13 protein-coding genes are annotated in these 16,231 nt (G+C 69.4%); 8 read left to right on the forward strand and 5 right to left on the reverse strand.

Annotated features, from left to right (window positions below; all coding sequences use genetic code 11):
• The first annotated feature begins 26 nt into the window (after positions 1 to 26).
• From padE to TMZ1T_RS14165, 8 genes are all read left to right on the forward strand, one after another.
• Complete coding sequence (padE, locus tag TMZ1T_RS14130) at positions 27 to 599, forward strand: NADH-dependent phenylglyoxylate dehydrogenase subunit gamma (protein ID WP_004303015.1); 573 nt, start codon at positions 27 to 29, stop codon at positions 597 to 599.
• Positions 596 to 898: an NADH-dependent phenylglyoxylate dehydrogenase subunit delta gene (padF, locus tag TMZ1T_RS14135; RefSeq protein ID WP_004303014.1), complete on the forward strand. Its 303-nt coding sequence runs from the start codon at positions 596 to 598 to the stop codon at positions 896 to 898. Before padE ends, padF begins: the two co-directional genes overlap by 4 nt.
• Positions 895 to 2,151 carry an NADH-dependent phenylglyoxylate dehydrogenase subunit alpha gene (gene padG / locus TMZ1T_RS14140; RefSeq protein ID WP_012585759.1) on the forward strand — a complete coding sequence of 419 codons (1,257 nt, stop codon included), beginning with the start codon at positions 895 to 897 and terminating at the stop codon, positions 2,149 to 2,151. Before padF ends, padG begins: the two co-directional genes overlap by 4 nt.
• Positions 2,152 to 2,175: 24 nt before the next feature.
• On the forward strand, positions 2,176 to 3,432 hold the full coding sequence (padH, locus tag TMZ1T_RS14145) for an NADH-dependent phenylglyoxylate dehydrogenase subunit epsilon (RefSeq protein ID WP_004303012.1): 1,257 nt from the start codon (positions 2,176 to 2,178) through the stop codon (positions 3,430 to 3,432).
• 10 nt (positions 3,433 to 3,442) lie between these two features.
• Positions 3,443 to 4,798 (forward strand): NADH-dependent phenylglyoxylate dehydrogenase subunit beta, encoded by a 1,356-nt coding sequence (padI, locus tag TMZ1T_RS14150; RefSeq protein ID WP_012585760.1) that lies wholly within the window; start codon positions 3,443 to 3,445, stop codon positions 4,796 to 4,798.
• On the forward strand, positions 4,788 to 6,107 hold the full coding sequence (paaK, locus tag TMZ1T_RS14155; protein WP_012585761.1) for a phenylacetate--CoA ligase PaaK: 1,320 nt from the start codon (positions 4,788 to 4,790) through the stop codon (positions 6,105 to 6,107). Before padI ends, paaK begins: the two co-directional genes overlap by 11 nt.
• 50 nt (positions 6,108 to 6,157) lie before the next feature.
• Positions 6,158 to 8,248: a CoA-binding protein gene (locus TMZ1T_RS14160; RefSeq protein ID WP_012585762.1), complete on the forward strand. Its 2,091-nt coding sequence runs from the start codon at positions 6,158 to 6,160 to the stop codon at positions 8,246 to 8,248.
• A gap of 64 nt (positions 8,249 to 8,312) precedes the next feature.
• Positions 8,313 to 8,720 (forward strand): thioesterase family protein, encoded by a 408-nt coding sequence (locus TMZ1T_RS14165; protein ID WP_012585763.1) that lies wholly within the window; start codon positions 8,313 to 8,315, stop codon positions 8,718 to 8,720.
• 211 nt (positions 8,721 to 8,931) lie between these two features.
• On the opposite strand, the gene TMZ1T_RS14170 is transcribed toward TMZ1T_RS14165, so the two are convergent.
• The 5 genes from TMZ1T_RS14170 to TMZ1T_RS14190 form a co-directional block, all read right to left on the reverse strand.
• Positions 8,932 to 9,963, reverse strand: a complete 1,032-nt coding sequence (locus TMZ1T_RS14170) for a WD40/YVTN/BNR-like repeat-containing protein (RefSeq protein WP_012585764.1) — start codon at positions 9,961 to 9,963, stop codon at positions 8,932 to 8,934.
• A gap of 13 nt (positions 9,964 to 9,976) precedes the next feature.
• Positions 9,977 to 12,370: an efflux RND transporter permease subunit gene (locus TMZ1T_RS14175; RefSeq protein ID WP_012585765.1), complete on the reverse strand. Its 2,394-nt coding sequence runs from the start codon at positions 12,368 to 12,370 to the stop codon at positions 9,977 to 9,979.
• A gap of 75 nt (positions 12,371 to 12,445) precedes the next feature.
• A complete protein-coding gene (locus tag TMZ1T_RS14180; protein ID WP_004303214.1) occupies positions 12,446 to 14,173 on the reverse strand; it encodes a DUF1302 domain-containing protein in 1,728 nt (575 codons plus the stop codon).
• A gap of 92 nt (positions 14,174 to 14,265) precedes the next feature.
• Entirely contained in the window at positions 14,266 to 15,633 is a 1,368-nt protein-coding gene (locus TMZ1T_RS14185; protein WP_004303212.1) for a DUF1329 domain-containing protein, read from the reverse strand.
• Between the two features lie 223 nt (positions 15,634 to 15,856).
• A complete protein-coding gene (locus TMZ1T_RS14190; protein WP_012585766.1) occupies positions 15,857 to 16,231 on the reverse strand; it encodes a c-type cytochrome in 375 nt (124 codons plus the stop codon).

A 16,231-nucleotide genomic window follows, 5' to 3' on the forward strand; every position in this document is an offset into this window, starting at 1 on the left:
CGCCGCCGAAATCAGGAGCAAAGCGCATGTACGAGGTCAGGATCCATGGTCGTGGCGGGCAGGGCGCGGTGCTTGCGGCCCAGCTGCTCGCGACCGCACTCGTGTTCGACGGCAAGTACGCCGTCTCCATTCCCGCCTTCGGCTTCGAGCGCCGCGGCGCGCCGGTGGTGTCCTTCATCCGCGCGAGCGAACAGCCGATCCGCCAGCTCACCAACATCTACGCACCCGACTGCATCGTCTGCGTCGATCCCGCGCTCGCCCGCACCGTGAACATCTTCGCCGGCCTCAAGCCCGGCGGCACCCTGGTGCAGGCGACCTCGCGCCCGCTCGCCGAGATCGACGTGCCCGACAGCGTCGGCACCGTCGGCCTGTGCGACGCGGTGCGCATCGCCACCGAGATCTTCGGCCGCCCGATCACCAACACCCTGATGCTCGGCGCCTTCGCGCGCAGCACCGGCCAGGTCTCGCTCGAGGCGCTGAAGAAGGTGATCGAGCAATCCGATTTCCGCGACGCCGGCCTGCGGCAGAACCTCGACGCCCTCGAGCGCGGCTATGCGGAAACGACCGTGCACACCCTCGAACGGAGGATCACAGCATGAGCGAACGCCACCAACACTACCCGGCCTGGCACCTCAAGGAGGCCGGGGTTCCCGACGACCTCTGTCCGGTCGCCACCGAGCAGAGTCCGATGTTGCCGGGCGACTGGCGCAGCTTCCGCCCGGTCGTCGATCGCGACAAGTGCGTCAAGTGCGCGGTGTGCTGGCTCTACTGTCCGGTGCAGTGCGTCGAGGAGCACGCCGCCTGGTTCGACTTCGACATGAAGACCTGCAAGGGCTGCGGCATTTGCGCGCACGAATGCCCGCAGCGGGCGATCACCATGATTCCGGAGGCGCAATGAACACCACCACGCTCGACACCGCTCCCACCACCGAAAAGCGCCCGGCACCGCAGCTGATGCTGTGCGAGGGCAACGAGGCCGCCGCGCTCGGCGTCGCGCTCGCCCGCCCCGACATGGTCGCGGTGTACCCGATCACGCCGCAAACCTCGCTGGTCGAGAAGCTCGCCAAGCTCATCGCCGACGGCAGGATGGACGCCGACATCGTCGATGCCGAGGGCGAGCATTCGGTGCTGTCGGTGCTGCAGGGCGGCGCGCTCGCCGGCGCACGCACCTACACCGCGACCTGCGGCCCCGGCCTCGCCTTCATGTTCGAGCCCTACTTCCGCACCTCGGGCATGCGCCTGCCGCTGGTGATGACCATCGTCACCCGCGACGGCATCACCCCGCAGTCGGTGTGGGGTGGCCACCAGGACGCGATGACGGTGCGCGAGGCGGGCTGGATCCAGATGTACTGCGAGACCGTCCAGGAAGTCCTCGACACCACGGTGATGGCCTTCCGCCTCGCCGAGCATCACGACGTGATGCTGCCGGTGAACGTCTGCCTCGACGGCAACTACCTCTCCTATGGCACCTCGCGCATCGAGATGCCCGATCAGGCCGAGGTGGACGACTTCATGGGACACAAGGACGTCAACTGGCACGTCGCCCTCGACCCGCTGCGTCCGATGGCGGTCGACCCGCTCACCGGCGGCTCGGGCGGCAACGGTCCGGAGACCTTCGTGCGCTACCGGCGCGGCCAGTGCGCCGGCATGAAGAACGCACTGCACGTGATCACCGAGATGCACGAGGACTGGGCGCGCCGCTTCGGCGAAGCCCACCGCTTCGCACCGCTGGTCGAGGAATACCGGCTCGACGACGCCGAGTACGCAATCATGACCCTGGGCAGCATGACCGGCGCCGCCAAGGACGCGGTCGACGAGGCCCGCGCGGCCGGCGAGAAGGTGGGCCTCATCAAGATCAAGACCTTCAGCCCCTTCCCGGTCGAGGCGCTGCAGCACGCGTTGCGCGGCGTGCGTGCGCTCGGCGTGGTCGACCGCTCGGTCAATTTCCGCTGGAACTGCGGCCCGATGTTCCAGGAAACCCTCGGCGTGCTCTACCGCCTCGGCCGCCAGGTGCCGGCGCAAAGCTTCATCGGCGGCCTGGCCGGCGCCGACCTCACCGTCACCACCTTCCGCCGCGTCATCGACGAGACCCGCGCCCTGCTCGAGCGAGCGCCCTCCGACGAGCCGGTGTGGCTCAACGCCAAAGACTGAGCGCCAAGGACCGAGGAAACCGCCATGCACACCACCGACTACCTGATCGCCGGCAGCAGCCACGCCGCGCTCGAGGCCATCAACGCGATCCGCATGCACGACGGCGACGGCAGCATCACCGTCGTCACCCGTGATCCGCACCGCCCCTACTCGCCCACCGTGCTGCCCTACGTGGTCTCGGGGCGCTCGACGCCCGAACGCGTGTTCCTGCGCGACGACGACTTCTTCACCGCGAACAAGGTCGATTACCGCAGCGGCTGCGCGCTCGCCGGCCTCGACCCCGCGGCGCATCAAGCGCGCCTGGCCGACGGCAGCACCATCGGCTACCGCAAGCTGCTCCTCGCCACCGGCGCCAGCCCGATCGTGCCGCCCATCCCCGGCATCGAGCGCGTCGACTACCACGTGCTGCGCACGCTCGACGACGCCACCCGGCTGCGTGCGGCGATGGCCGCGTCGAAGAACGCGGTCGTGCTCGGTGCCGGCCTGGTCGGCATGCACGCCGCCGAAAACCTGGTCAAGGCCGGGGCCAGCGTCACCATCGTCGAGATGAGCAAGCAGCTCACCTCCGGCTACTTCGACGAGGTCGCCGCCGGCATGATCGAGCAGGCCTTCCTCGGCAACGGCGCGAAGATCCGCACCGGCCACCGCGTCGTCGGCCTCGAGCCGAGCGCCGACGGCGCCACCCTGAAGCTCGACAACGGCGACACCATCCCCACCGACCTGCTGCTGGTCGCGGTCGGCGTGCGCCCCGAGCTCGGTTATCTCGACGGCAGCGGCATCGCCACCGAGCGCGGCATCCTGGTCGACGACACCATGCGCACGAGCGCAGAGGACGTCTGGTCCGCCGGCGACTGTGCGCAGGCGCGCGGCTTCTTCACCGGCACGCCGGTGATGAACGCGATCCTGCCCGACGCCACGCTCCAGGGCCGCATCGCCGGCATGGCGATGGCGGAAGATCCCGGGCTCAAGCCCTACGCGGGCGGTCTGCCGCTCAACACCTACCACTTCTTCGGCCGCCACGCGATCTCGGTGGGCAGCGCCGCGGTCCCCGAGGGCGGGCGGGCGCAGGTGCGCTTCGACGCCGCGAGCGGGCGCTACCTGCGCGCGGTGTTCGACCGCGACGAGCGCCTGACCGGCATCTTCGGGGTGAATGAATTCTTCGATGCCGGCGTGATGGCCCAGCTCATCCTGCGCCGCACCGATCTCGGACCGCTGCGCGAACGCTTCTTCGCGCAGCCGCTCGCCACCGGCCGCGAGCTCATGTCGCAGCTCTGGCGCTAAGGGGAAGATCATGGGACAAGCCTACTCCACCATCGCCTTCGACCCCGCCAAGTGCGACGGCTGCGGCAAATGCATGACGGCGTGCGCGAGCGTCAAGTTCGACTCCACCGACACCACGCGCTCGCTGATCCAGATCGTGCGCAGCGGCGGCGCCCGCATCGAGCCGCCCCGCCCGGGCGAGTTCGAGCTCGCGCTGTGCCGCCAGTGCGCCGATCCCAAGTGCGTCACCGTGTGCCCGGCGGGCGCGCTCGGCAAGAACGGCGCCACCGGCGTGATCGACTGGGACGCCTCGAAGTGCGTCGACTGCCTGCTGTGCACCATCGGCTGCACCTACGCCGGCATCGCGCTCGACGAGCACAGCGGCCGTGTCAGCAAGTGCGACACCTGCGAGGGCAAGCCGGCCTGCGTGCCCGCCTGCCCCACCGGCGCGCTGCGCCACATCACCACCGCGCGCATCTACAACGAGGTCGGCAGCTGGGAAGACCTGTTCGCACCCGGCCTGGCGGGCTGCCAGGGCTGCAACACCGAGCTGCTGATGCGCCACGCGCTGCGCCGCGTCGGCCCCGACACCGTGCTCGCCACCCCGCCGGGCTGCGTGCCCGGCATGGGCTCGGTGGGCTTCAACGGCACCACCGGCACCAAGGTCCCGGTCTTCCACCCGCTGCTCACCAACACCGCGTCGATGCTCGCCGGGGTCAAGCGCCAGTACGAGCGCGTCGGCCGCAAGGTCACCGCGATGGCGATCGCCGGCGACGGCGGCGCCTCGGACGTCGGCTTCCAGTCGCTCTCGGGCGCGGCCGAGCGCGGCGAGCGCATCCTCTTCATGGTGGTCGACAACGAGGGCTACATGAACACCGGCATGCAGCGCTCGAGCTGCACGCCCTACGGCGCATGGACCTCGACCACCCCGATCGGCGCACATGGCCGCGGCAAGACGCAAGACGCCAAGAACCTGCCGATGATCATGGTGAACCACCGCTGCGAATACGTCGCCACCGCGTCGACCGCGTACATGGAGGACCTCTACGAGAAGCTCGACAAGGCCCTCGCCGCCTCCGAGCGGGGCTTCGCCTACCTGCACGTGTATTCGCCCTGCACCACCGGCTGGCGCTTCCAGAGCGCGCTCAACATCGAGGTCGCGCGCAAGGCGGTGGAGTCGAACTTCGTCACCCTGTGGGAATACACCCCCGAGGCCGGGCTGCACTTCACCCGCCCGGTGGACAAGCCGCTGCCGGTGGCCGACTACCTCAAGGCCATGGGGCGCTTCCGCCACCTCAGCCCGGAGCAGGTCGAGCACATCCAGAACAAGGTGGCCGAGAACCTGCGCTTCGTGCGCAAGATCGCGGAGCAGGCCGATGAGCAATGAGAAGCCGTCCCCCCCGGAGCAGATGAGCCGCCCCGAGCTGCAGGCGCTGCAGCTCGAGCGCATGCGCTGGTCGCTGCAGCACGCCTGGGACAACGTGCCGCACTACCGGCACGCCTTCGAGGCCGCCGGCGTGCGGCCATCCGACCTGCGCGGCCTGGCCGACCTGGCGAGGTTCCCCTTCACCGCCAAGCAGGACCTGCGCGACAACTATCCCTACGGCCTCTTCGCGGTGCCGATGGCCAAGATCGTGCGCGTGCATGCCTCGTCCGGCACCACCGGCCGCCCCACCGTGGTCGGCTACACCAAGGGCGACATCGAGCGCTGGGCCGCGGTCATGGCGCGCTCGCTGCGCGTGGCCGGCGCGAGCTGCGAGGACATCATCCTCAACTCCTACGGCTACGGCCTCTTCACCGGCGGCCTCGGCGCCCACTACGGTGGCGAGGCGCTCGGCGCCACGGTGATCCCGATGGGCGGCGGCAACACCGAGAAGCAGATCCAGCTCATCCAGGAGTTCCGCCCCACGGTGATCATGGCCACGCCGTCCTACATGCTGACACTGGCCGACACGATGCAGCGCATGGGGCTCGACCCCTCGGCGACCACGCTGCGGCTGGGCATGTTCGGCGCCGAGCCGTGGACCAACCAGATGCGCGCCGAGATCGAGCGCGTGCTGGGCATCGACGCGATCGACGTGTATGGCCTGTCCGAAGTGATGGGCCCGGGGGTGGCCTGCGAGTTCGTCGGTCACAAGGACGGCCCGCACATCTGGGAAGACCACTTCTATCCCGAGATCATCGACCCGGTCACCGGCGAGGTGCTGCCCGACGGCGAGCGTGGCGAGCTGGTGTTCACCTCGCTCACCAAGGAAGCGATGCCGGTGATCCGCTACCGCACCCGCGATCTCACCCGCCTGCTGCCCGGCAGCGGCTGCGCGATGCGCCGCATCGACAAGATCACCGGGCGCAGCGACGACATGCTGATCATCCGCGGCGTCAACGTCTTCCCGACCCAGATCGAGGAGGTGCTGCTGCGCCACGACAAGCTGTGCGGCCACTACCAGCTCGTGCTCACCCGCGAGGGTCACCTCGACCAGCTCACCGTCCGCGCCGAGCTGCGCCCCGAGCTCGCCGACGGCATCGGCCAGGGCCTGCGCCGCCAGATCGGCGAGGAGGTCCGGCACGCGATCAAGAGCTTCGTCGGCATCAGCGCCGAGATCGAGATCCTCGACCCCGACAGCATCGAGCGCACCCAGGTCGGCAAGGCAAAGCGCGTGATCGACCGCCGCAACGCCGCAACCAGCACCGCCTGAGGGCGCGCCGGGAACGCATCACCCCACAAGAACAGACACGGAGACACCCGATGACCGAAGTCCGAAGCCATGCCGCCAGCCGCGCAGCAGGGGAGGCCGCGCAGCACTACCGCACGGCCCTCGCAACCGGGCGCGCGACGCTGGACGCCGACGAGCTCGCCCGCCTGCTCGCCGCCGCAGACCTGCACACCACGACCGCGCCAGCGGACGCGATCGAACTGTCGATCCGCGTCCATGCCACGCGCGAGTTCGGCCTGGTGCTCAGCGCCGGCGCCGGCGGCCTCGACGGCGCGCTCGACCCCGCCAACTTCGCGCGCGACCGCGCGGCAGTGCATGCCGCGGTCGAGCTCACCGACGGCGAGGACTTCCTCGAGCGTTTCCGTCGCACGATCGCCTGGCAGCGCATCACCGCCCTCGCCGCCCGTCGCGGCGTGCAGCCCCCGGACGCGGCGCTCGCCCGCCTCTTCGAGGCCGCGCTGCAGCTGGCCGCGGGCGGCCTGCCCGACGCCCCGGGCGCGCAGGCCGCGCTGCAGGAGCTGGCGCTGGACTGCGCCTGCGACGGCGAGGCTGTCCGGGTTGTCGCGGCACGCTGCAGCGTCGGCGCCCCTCCGCCGCTGCGCGTGGCACGACCAATCCACAAGATCGACCGCCTGCTCCACCCCGAGCGCATCGGCATCGTCGGCGCTTCGGCCAGCGGCATGAACTTCGGTCGCATCATCCTGCGCAACCTGCTCGGCAGCGGCTGCGCGCCCGAGCGCCTGTGCGTGATCCGCCCGGGCGGCGGCGAGATCGACGGCGTCGCCTGCATCGAGAACCTCGCCGCGATCGAGGGCAAGCTCGACCTGCTGATCGTCGCGGTCGCCGCCGACGCGGTCTACCCCCTGGTCGACGAGATCATCGCGGCCGGCACCGTCGAGGCCGTCATGCTGATCCCGGGCGGCCTCGGCGAGACCGCGAAGAGCCGCGCGCCCGCCGCCGACCTGGCGGCCCGCATCAACGCCGCGCACGCGTGCGGCGACGGCGGGCCGATCTTCCTCGGTGCCAACTGCCTCGGCGTGGTCTCGCACCCGGGGCGCTACGACTCCTGGTTCATTCCGCTCGAGCGCCTGCCCAAGCCGCAGAAGGCACCCGAACGCCGCGCGGTCATGCTGAGCCAGAGCGGCGCCTTCATGATCACCCGGCTCTCGCACAACCCCTGGCTCGACCCGCGCTACATGATCGCGATGGGCAACCAGACCGACCTCACCCACGGCGACCTGCTGTCCTGGTTCGCCGCGCGCGAGGACGTCGACAGCATCGGCATCTACGTCGAAGGCTTCCGCGACCTCGACGGCCTGGCCTTCGCGCGCGCGGTGCGGCGCGCGGTGCTCGCCGGCAAGCAGGTCGTGGTGTACAAGTCGGGCCGCAGCGAGGCCGGCCAGGCCGGCGTGATGGGCCACACCGCCTCGATCGCGGGCGACCCGGTGCTGTTCGCCTCGGTGCTCGCCCAGGCCGGCGCCACCGTCACCGACGACGTCGAGGTCTTCGACGACCTCTTCTACATGGCCGGCACCCTGCACGCCAAGCGCATCGGCGGCGACCGCCTCGCCGCGGCGAGCGGCGCCGGCTTCGAGGCGGTGAGCGCCGCGGACGCGATCGTCGGCGAGACCTTCTCGATGCGCATGGCCGCGCTGTCCGCCGACACCGTCGGCCGCATCGAGGCGGTGCTGGCCGAGAAGAAGCTCGCCGCCCTGGTCGAGGTGCGCAACCCGCTCGACATGAACCCGGGCGCCGACGACGACGCCCACGTGCGCATCACCGCCGCGATGATCGAGGATCCCGAGGTCGACGCGGTCGTGGTCGGCCTCGACCCCACCGCCCCCATGGTGCGCGCGCTCGAACAGAGCAGGCTGCGCCCCGGCTACGACCTGTCGGACCCCGAGAGCACGGTGCACACCCTGCCGCCGCTGGTGGCGCGCACAGACAAGCCGATCGTCGCGGTCGTCGACGCCGGCCGCCTCTACGACGCCATGGCCGCCGGCCTGATGGATCGCGGCGTATGCGTGTTCCGCAACGTCGCGCGCGGCACCCGCGCGCTGGTGCGCCACGTCGAGGCCCGCCTGGACGCCGAGCGTATCCGCCGCCATTTCGGCCAATCGTGATTCCAGCCCGCAAGCACCCCGCAGCACGAACACACACCCAACCACCCGCAGACGGAGACAGACGATGAGCGACACCCTTCAACCCGGCCTCAGCCTCACCCGCAAGTACGATATCGACGCCGCCCGCACGATCGCCTTCATGGGCGACGAGTGCCGCGTCTATTCCACCCCCGCGCTGCTCTACGACATCGAGGTGTGCTGCCGCGACCTGCTGCTCCAGCACATCGGCGAAGGCAAGGACTCGGTGGGCACCCGCATCGAGCTCGACCACGTCGGCGCCACCCTGCTCGGCATGTGGATCGAGATCACCGTGAAGCTGGTCGAGGTCAACGGACCCGCGGTGGTTTTCGAGTTCAGCGCGCGCGACGCCCTCGAGGAGGTCGCCCGCGGCCGCCACAACCGCTTCGTGGTCGGCGTCGACAAGACCCGCCAGCGCCTGCTCGGCAAGCTCGCCAAGGCGCAGGCGGCCTGAGCGGGCCAGCGTTCGCGCCTTGCGGCGCTCCTACAGGGCGTAAGCGGTTCTCCGTAGGAGCGGCGCAAGCCGCGATACGGCGCATGGATCCCGCGTCATCGCTGCTGCAAGCCACCGTTCGCGCCCTGCGGCGCTCCTGCACGGCGGAAGCGGTTCTCCGCAGGAGCGGCGCGAGCCGCGATACGGCGCCTGAATTGCGCGCCCACCCGTTTCAGCGCACCAGGCCAGCGCGTGAAAAATGCAGCACACCACCGGCCGTCGCCACCGCGGCGGTCAGCGACAGGCGATCCGCCCGCCGCTCCACCGCGAAGCTCGCCCCGCCATCGCGGCTGTCGAGGCTGACACCGTCGAGGCCGACCGCATGCACGCGACCGTCGAAGGCGACGAGGTCGGTGACCGAGCTCTGCGAGCCGGTCTCGACGCGCTGCCAGTGTTCGCCGTTGTCGGTGCTGCGATAGACGCTGCCGCGCAGGCCACCGACGATCAGCGTGCCGTCGGCGAGCGCGGTGCCGCTCCAGAACGTGCCGCGATAGCCGGTCGGATGATAGCTCCAGGTCGCGCCGCCATCGAGCGAGCGCAACACCAGGCCGCGCTCCCCGGCGATGAATAGTCGCCCCTCCCCATCGCCGAACACGCTCATCAGGTTGGCGTCGGCGCGCGTGTCGCCCGGCGGCGGCGGCAGCTCCGCCGCCTCCCAGGTCCGGCCGCCGTCGCGGGTGCGCAGCATCAGCGACCACAGCCCGACCGCGACTCCGTTGCGTGCGTCGGTGAACGCCACAGCGAACAGCGGCCTGTCCTCGACAGGGTCGATGCGCTGCACGCTCCAGGTCTCGCCGCCGTCGGCGCTGTGCAGGATCACGCCGAGATGCCCCACCGCCCAGCCCTCGCGCGCGTCGGCGAAGCTCACCGCGGTCAGGGTCGCGTCGACCGGCACCGTGCCCGCCTGTCGCCAGTGCGCGCCCTCGTCATCGGAGAGCAGCACGACGCCACGCTCGCCCACCGCGACCAGGCGTGTGCCGGCCCGGGTCGCGTCGAGGATCATGCTGTGCTCGGCGAAGGGCGAGCGCACCGCGGGGCGCGGCACGAAGGCGGCAGGCTCGGCGGCCGCACCCTGGGCGAGCACATCGCCCACCGCCAGCACGAGGCTTGCGGAGAGCGTCATGGACAGCGTCGCGGAGAGGGTCGAGCGGCCGGTGGGGGAGAACAGCGCGCGCAGCGGGCGCGGCGTCGGCAAGGGGTTCATTTCCACTCCAGACTCAATGCGCCAGGATGCCCGGCGCACGCACCGGCCCCTTGCGCGGGAAAATTCGCTCCAGCCACACCGCGAAGGCCGGCAGCGCGGTCATGGCCATCACCATGTTCACCATGAACATGAAGGCGAGCAGCTTGCCCATGTCGGCCTGGAACTTGAGCTCCGAGAACATCCAGGTCGCCACGCCAGCCGCGAGCGTGATCGCGGTGAAGATGGTCGCGGTGCCGACCTCGAGGATGGAGTGCTCGAGCGCCTTGACGATGTTCTCGCCGCCCGCCAGGTGAAGCTGCAGGCGGTTGTAGATGTAGTAGGCGTAATCGACGCCGATGCCCACCGCCAGCACCATCACCGGCAGGGTCGCCACGGTGAGCCCGATCTCGAGCTCCTTCATGAACCAGTAGCCGATGAAGGTGCCCACGGTGAGCGGCAGGCAGCACGCGATCACCGCACGGAAGTCGCGGTACATCAGCGCCACCAGCACCATGATCGCCGCGTACACATAGAGCATCATCGGCAGCTCGGACTTGTGCACCTCCTCGTTCACCGCGGCCTGCACGCCGGCGTTGCCGGAGGCCAGCCGGATCGTCAGCCCGGGCTCGCGGTCGCGCTCGCGGAAGGCCTTCACCGCCGCGATCACGCGGTTGATCGTGGTCGCCTTGTGATCGGACAGGAACAGGTGCACCGCGGTCATGCTGCAGTCCTTGTTCATGAAGCCGCGCACGCGGCCGATCTCGGTGGCGAGCGCGGCGTAGTTGCCGGGGTCGCCCGGTACCACGGACATCTTCGGGTTGCCCTCGTTGTAGCCCTCGTTGTAGGTGCGCAGCTGGCCGGAGAAGGACAGCGCCGACAGCACGCCCGGCACATACTGAATCTCGGCGACGAAGCGGTCCTGATAGCGCCCGACCGCGACGTCGTCGCAGGCGTCGGGCGGCGCCTCGAAGATGACCGTGAGCCAGTCCAGGCCGGTGTCGTAGCTGGAGGCGATCGACACCGCGTCGCGGTTGAAGCGCGCCTCCGCACGCAGCTCCGGGGCGCCCGGCTGCACCGTGCCGATGACGCGGTCGTGGCTCTGCCACACCGCCACCGCGAACACCGCCAGGGTCGCCAGGATCACGATCGCCGCGTTGCGCGGCTCGGCCACGCGCGCCAGCGTGCGCAGCCAGGCCGAGCGCTGCTCGCGCTTGAGCACGGCCTTGTCGGCGTATTCCTTGGTGAAGGTGAACAGCGAGGCCGCCAGCGGCAGCATCACCAGGTTGGTGACGATCTTGTAGCCGACGCCGAGCGAGGCGGTGATCGCCAGCTCGCGCACCATCGGGATCGGGATCAGGATCAGCGTGATGAAGGACACGAAGGCGGTGACCAGCGCCAGCGTGCCCGGGATCAGCAGCCCGGTGAAGCTGGCGCGCGCGGCCTCGTCGCTCGATTTGCCGTGCGAGAGCTCGCGCACGATGAAGTTGATCTGCTGCACGCCGTGCGAGACGCCGATCGCGAACACCAGGAAGGGCACCAGCACCGCGAGCGGGTCGAGCCCGTAGCCGAGCAGCCTGAGGGTGCCGAACTGCCACACCAGCGAGGTCAGCGAGCAGGCGATCGGCAGCAGGGTGAAGCGCACCGAGTGGCAGTACCAGTACACCGCGAGCGCGGTCAGCAGCAGCGCGATCGCGCAGAACTCGAGCACCGCCGAGGCGCCGTCGGCGATGTCGCCGATCTGCTTGGCGAAGCCGATGATCTGGACCTCGAACTGCGCGTCCTCGAATTTCGCGCGCAGCTCCTCGAGGATGCGGTTGTAGGCGACGTAGTCGAGCGCCTTGCCCTCGCGGTCGCGCTCGTGCAGCTCGGCGACGATCATCGCGCTGGTCTGGTCGCGCGCCACCAGGGTGCCGATGAAGCCGCCCTGGCTGGCCGCGCGCTGGATGCCGGCGATGATCTCGGGCGTGAGGTCGCGCGGCATGATGGTGCCCGAGATCAGCGGATCGGCGCGAAAGCCCTCCTCGGTGATCTCGTTGACGAAGGAGTTGGGCGTCCACAGCGACTGCACGCCGAGGCGGTCGACGTTGGGCAGGAAGCTCACCGCCTGGGTGACCTCGTACAGGCGTTCCAGCCCGGCCTGGGTCCAGATGTCGCCGCTGCGCGCCTTCACGACGAAGTTCAGCCGGTTGGCGCCGAGCACGTCCTCGCGATACTTGTCGAAGGTCTGGATGTACTCGTGGCCGATCGGCATCTGCTTCTCGAAGCCGGCGTCCATGCGCAGCTGCAGGGCAAAGTAGCCCATCAGCGCGGTGAACAACATGAGCGCGACCAGGATGGTGCCGCGGAAGCGGAAGCACACCGCCTCGAGCAGGCGCAGGTAGCGGGTCAGGAAGGTGTCGACCTCGCTGACGCTGAAGGGATTGAGCATGGGCGGGTGCTACCGATCGGGATTGGAACGGGACAGCGGGCCGGAGGCGGCGCTCGCCGCCCCCGGGGGTGCTCCTCAGAAGTTGCGCGAGATGAAGCCGCCGACGAAGTCGCGATCCTTGTAGGGCGCGCTGAAGCTGTAGTCGCCGCCCCAGAACCGGGTGTAGTTGATGCCGGCCTGCCAGGTCATCGGGTTGCGGTTGAACAGCACATAGAAGTTGGCCGACTTCGCCCCCTCCATCCAGTTGGCCATGAAGTTGGGCGTGTTGCCATTGACCGCATGCGAGAAGAACACCCCCGGGATCACCTGCCAGCCCGGGATCAGGGTGCTGTCGTAGGTCAGGCTGAAGTCGAACATGTAGCCCCAGGACAGCTTGTCGCCGACGCCGCTGTCGTGCGTCCATGCGCCGGCGGCGGGGAGTTGCTGGTAGGTCACGCCGTTGCGGGTGCGCACGTAGGCCTTGTCCTTGCTCACCCCCGGATAGGCGATCGCCACCGCCTCGCCAAGGAAGGTGCCGGTCTGCGCGCCCATCAGGTCGAGGAACCAGCCGTGGTCGCCGGGCGTCAGGCTGAGGATGCCGGTGAGGTGGAACTGGTAGCGCTCCTCGTCGATCGAGCCGTCGCACTGATCGGGTGACCCGAAGCCGATGTCCTGGCAGGCCCCGAGCGAAACCGCATCCTCCGGCCGATACGACAACTCGGCGCCCACCGCCCAGTTGCCCACCGAGGTGTTGGCGCTGATGCCGTAGAGCTCGCGGTCCTCCAGAAAGTACATGCGAGCCGCACCGTTCGCGTTCCAGTATTGAAGGTTGGGGGTCTTGTCGTGGAAGCGCTGGTAGTAGAGGCCGAGATCGACGTCCATGCCCTCGGGCCGGTACTTCAGCGAGACGCCGAACTGGCCGGAGTCGCCCGGCTCGTCGTCGGCGTCGACCGGGATCGCCGTGAGTTCACTGTTCAGCATTTCTTCCCGAGCCGCGGCGAGGGTCTTGCCGTAAAGCGGATCACCCGGCGTACGAATCCGGCTGGCGGCATCCGGCGTGAAATAGATCAGGCTGTCACGCCCCTTGTCGAAGAAATCGCTCTGCGAGAAATACGTCCCCGCCGGCGGGAAGCTGTACGGCTTCCACTGGAACTGGTAGTAGGCCTCGACGTTCACTCCGCTGCCGAGGTTGGCGGCGACCGACAGCGCCGGCGAGGGCAGGAAGGCCTCCTTCAGCTGCACGCCGGGCGAGGACAGGCGCTGCAGGTCCATCGCCACGTTGGAGTTGATGCCGCCGATCATGAACAGGCTCTCGCCCCAGCTCACCACCTGGTTGCCGAAGCGCACGCGGCCGCGGCGCTCGCCGAGGTCGAATTCCTTGCTCACCCACAGGTCGTAGAGGCGCACGTACTGGCCGACCGCCTGCTTGGCGTCGCCGTCGAGCGGGGTGCGCGCGGTGTCGTCGGCGACGAAGTCGTACAGCCAGCCCACCCGGCCCATGAACTTCCACTCGTCGGGAAAGCTCAGCAGCAGCTCGTGCGAGCCCTTGAGGTGGGTGGTGAACAGGTCGCCCTTGTCGTAGTTGAGATTGCCGTCGTCGCCGTTGCCCCATACCGCGGTGTTGGCATCGGCGCCGCAGGGGGTGGATTGATCGCCGTGGTGGCTGCACTCGCGGCCCTCGACGCGCTTGCCGAAGCCCGCGGTCAGCGTGGAATCGAGCGAACCGCGCACCGAGCCGGCCTCGAACTGGAAGGCGTACGCCGCCGGCGCACAGATGCCGGCCATGGCCAGCCCCAGCACCAGTTTCTTCAGATGTGTCGTCATGATCGTTCTCCGCAGGACGCCCCGCCCGGGCCGCATGACGGCCCGGCGCACGCGCCCGGGTGATGGTCGGGAAGAAAGAGGAGGGAGCGGGCTCAGCGGTCGCTGATCGCGCGCAGGTTGTCCGGGGTGTAGAAGGCGTCCTTGTACTTCGGATCGTCGGCCTCGACCGCCCAGACCATGTCCTTGCCGGCACCCATGCCCGCCTGGTCGAAGAGCACACGGCCGGAGACGAGGTCGTACTGCACGAAGGCCGGGTTGTCGCAGGCGCCCGTTTCGGCGACCGGAATCAGGAAGCTCTCGCGGACCTTCCACAGCTTGCCCTGGGCGTCGTAGTCCTCCGCGCCCATCAGCGCCCAGGAGTCCTCGTCGAAGTAGAAGCGGCGCTTGGGCGCGACGTGGCGCACACCGTCCTTGGCGGTGGCCTCGACCACCCAGACGCGGTGCAGCTCGTAGCGCGTCGCCTTCGGATCCACGCCGTCGGGCGTCACCACCTTGCGGCGGTCGGCAGCGGGGTCGTACATGCCGAAGCTGCCGTAGCCGATGAACATTTCCTTCTTGCCCACCAGCTTCCAGTCGAAGCGGTCGGGCGTGCCGTTGAAGACGCGCGGCTCATCGAGCGTGTACTGGTTCTCGAAGCCGACCTGGGGGGCGTCGTAGGAGTAGCTCGGCATGCGGCGCACGCGGCGCTGGCCGGGGAAGTAGTAGAAGGTGTCGCTGGTCTTGTTCAGGTACGAGGTGATCACCAGCGCCTGGCCGGCCAGTGCGGTGGGCGAGGTGTAGTTGAAGTAGGTGTGGTACTCGACCGGCGGCAGCTCGCTGAGCTTGTTCGAGCCTTTCTTGCCCCAGGGGTAGTAATAGGTCTGCGTGGACCCGGCCTCGATCCAGTCGCTGCCGCCGCTGCGCGGCGACAGCATCACCCACAGCGCCTTCATGTCGAGGGCGACGCCGGCGTACTTCATCTTGGCGTTCCACAGCACCTCGATGCCGCTCTGCGGCAGCGGGAAGGGAATGCCGGGCACGGTGGCCTCGGCCAGGCTCCAGCCGTCGGCGCCGATCTTCGCCATGCCCACGTTGGCCTTGGTGTTGGCCTGCACGAAGTCGGGCGCGGAGCAGTAGCGGCGGCTCGGATAGACCTCGAGCTTGTAGTTCTTGAAGCCCTTGATCACCGCGACCTGGCCCTCGGTGAGCTTGCCGGCGTATTTGTCGACGTTGGCGGCATCGATCGTAAACAGCGGCTTGTCGCCCTTGTGCTTGAAGTAGTCGGCGCGCGGCTTGCCGTAGCTCCAGCCCGGCTCGAGCGCCGAGCCTTCCGTCCAGGCCGGGATGCTGCCGTCGGCGTTGCCCGCGCGTTCGCCGCCGAGCGGGGTCAGCGTGGTGCCCAGGCTCGCCGCGTCGGCGGCCAGGGCGGCGTGGCTGGCCAGCAGGGCGCCGGCGAGCGCAGTCAGCTTGCAGAACCTCATGAGTGTCTCCTCCACGTTTCTGATTTTGTCGGCAGCGGCAGGCGGTCACCGAGGACGCCACCGCTGCGCAGCGGCCGACCGGGCCCGCCTTCCCGCCAGCCTTGCAGGCCTATGGTGTGTCGAGCATAGCGACGCGGTGTAAACCGCATTTCCGCGAAATGTGCCGATTTGTGCGCAGTTGTAGCGGAGGCCACCACGGCCCTGCCCCACCGGCCCGCCTTCCTCAGCGCAGCGTCTTCAGGTACTCGATCACCGCCCGGCGCTGGGCCGGGTCCTTCAGGCCCGCATAGGCCATCTTGGTCCCGGGCGCGTAGGCCTGCGGATCGGCGAGCCAGCGGTCCAGCTCCGCCTCCGTCCACACCCCCTCGCGCTTCCGGAGTGCGCGGGAAAAGACGAAACCCGGGGTGCCCGCGATCGCCCGTCCGAAGCGACCGTGCAGGTTGGGCCCCACGCCGTGGGGCTGCCCTGCAGCGGCGGGATGGCAGGCGGCGCACTGGACGAAGCCGGACTCGCCGATGTCGGCGGCAAGCGCCGGTGCCGGCACGGCGAGCACGCCGAGGATCGCGACCACGGCGCGCAGCGGGACGGATCTGCTCAT

This window comes from Thauera aminoaromatica, from assembly GCF_000021765.1.
GTDB lineage: Bacteria > Pseudomonadota > Gammaproteobacteria > Burkholderiales > Rhodocyclaceae > Thauera > Thauera aminoaromatica.

Coding starts and splice junctions, on each gene's coding strand:
- padE (WP_004303015.1), top strand. CDS start 27: ATGTACGAGGTCAGGATCCATGGTCGTGGCGGGCAGGGCGCGGTGCTT.
- padF (WP_004303014.1), top strand. CDS start 596: ATGAGCGAACGCCACCAACACTACCCGGCCTGGCACCTCAAGGAGGCC.
- padG (WP_012585759.1), top strand. CDS start 895: ATGAACACCACCACGCTCGACACCGCTCCCACCACCGAAAAGCGCCCG.
- padH (WP_004303012.1), top strand. CDS start 2,176: ATGCACACCACCGACTACCTGATCGCCGGCAGCAGCCACGCCGCGCTC.
- padI (WP_012585760.1), top strand. CDS start 3,443: ATGGGACAAGCCTACTCCACCATCGCCTTCGACCCCGCCAAGTGCGAC.
- paaK (WP_012585761.1), top strand. CDS start 4,788: ATGAGCAATGAGAAGCCGTCCCCCCCGGAGCAGATGAGCCGCCCCGAG.
- TMZ1T_RS14160 (WP_012585762.1), top strand. CDS start 6,158: ATGACCGAAGTCCGAAGCCATGCCGCCAGCCGCGCAGCAGGGGAGGCC.
- TMZ1T_RS14165 (WP_012585763.1), top strand. CDS start 8,313: ATGAGCGACACCCTTCAACCCGGCCTCAGCCTCACCCGCAAGTACGAT.
- TMZ1T_RS14170 (WP_012585764.1), bottom strand. CDS start 9,963: ATGAACCCCTTGCCGACGCCGCGCCCGCTGCGCGCGCTGTTCTCCCCC.
- TMZ1T_RS14175 (WP_012585765.1), bottom strand. CDS start 12,370: ATGCTCAATCCCTTCAGCGTCAGCGAGGTCGACACCTTCCTGACCCGC.
- TMZ1T_RS14180 (WP_004303214.1), bottom strand. CDS start 14,173: ATGACGACACATCTGAAGAAACTGGTGCTGGGGCTGGCCATGGCCGGC.
- TMZ1T_RS14185 (WP_004303212.1), bottom strand. CDS start 15,633: ATGAGGTTCTGCAAGCTGACTGCGCTCGCCGGCGCCCTGCTGGCCAGC.
- TMZ1T_RS14190 (WP_012585766.1), bottom strand. CDS start 16,231: ATGAGCAGATCCGTCCCGCTGCGCGCCGTGGTCGCGATCCTCGGCGTG.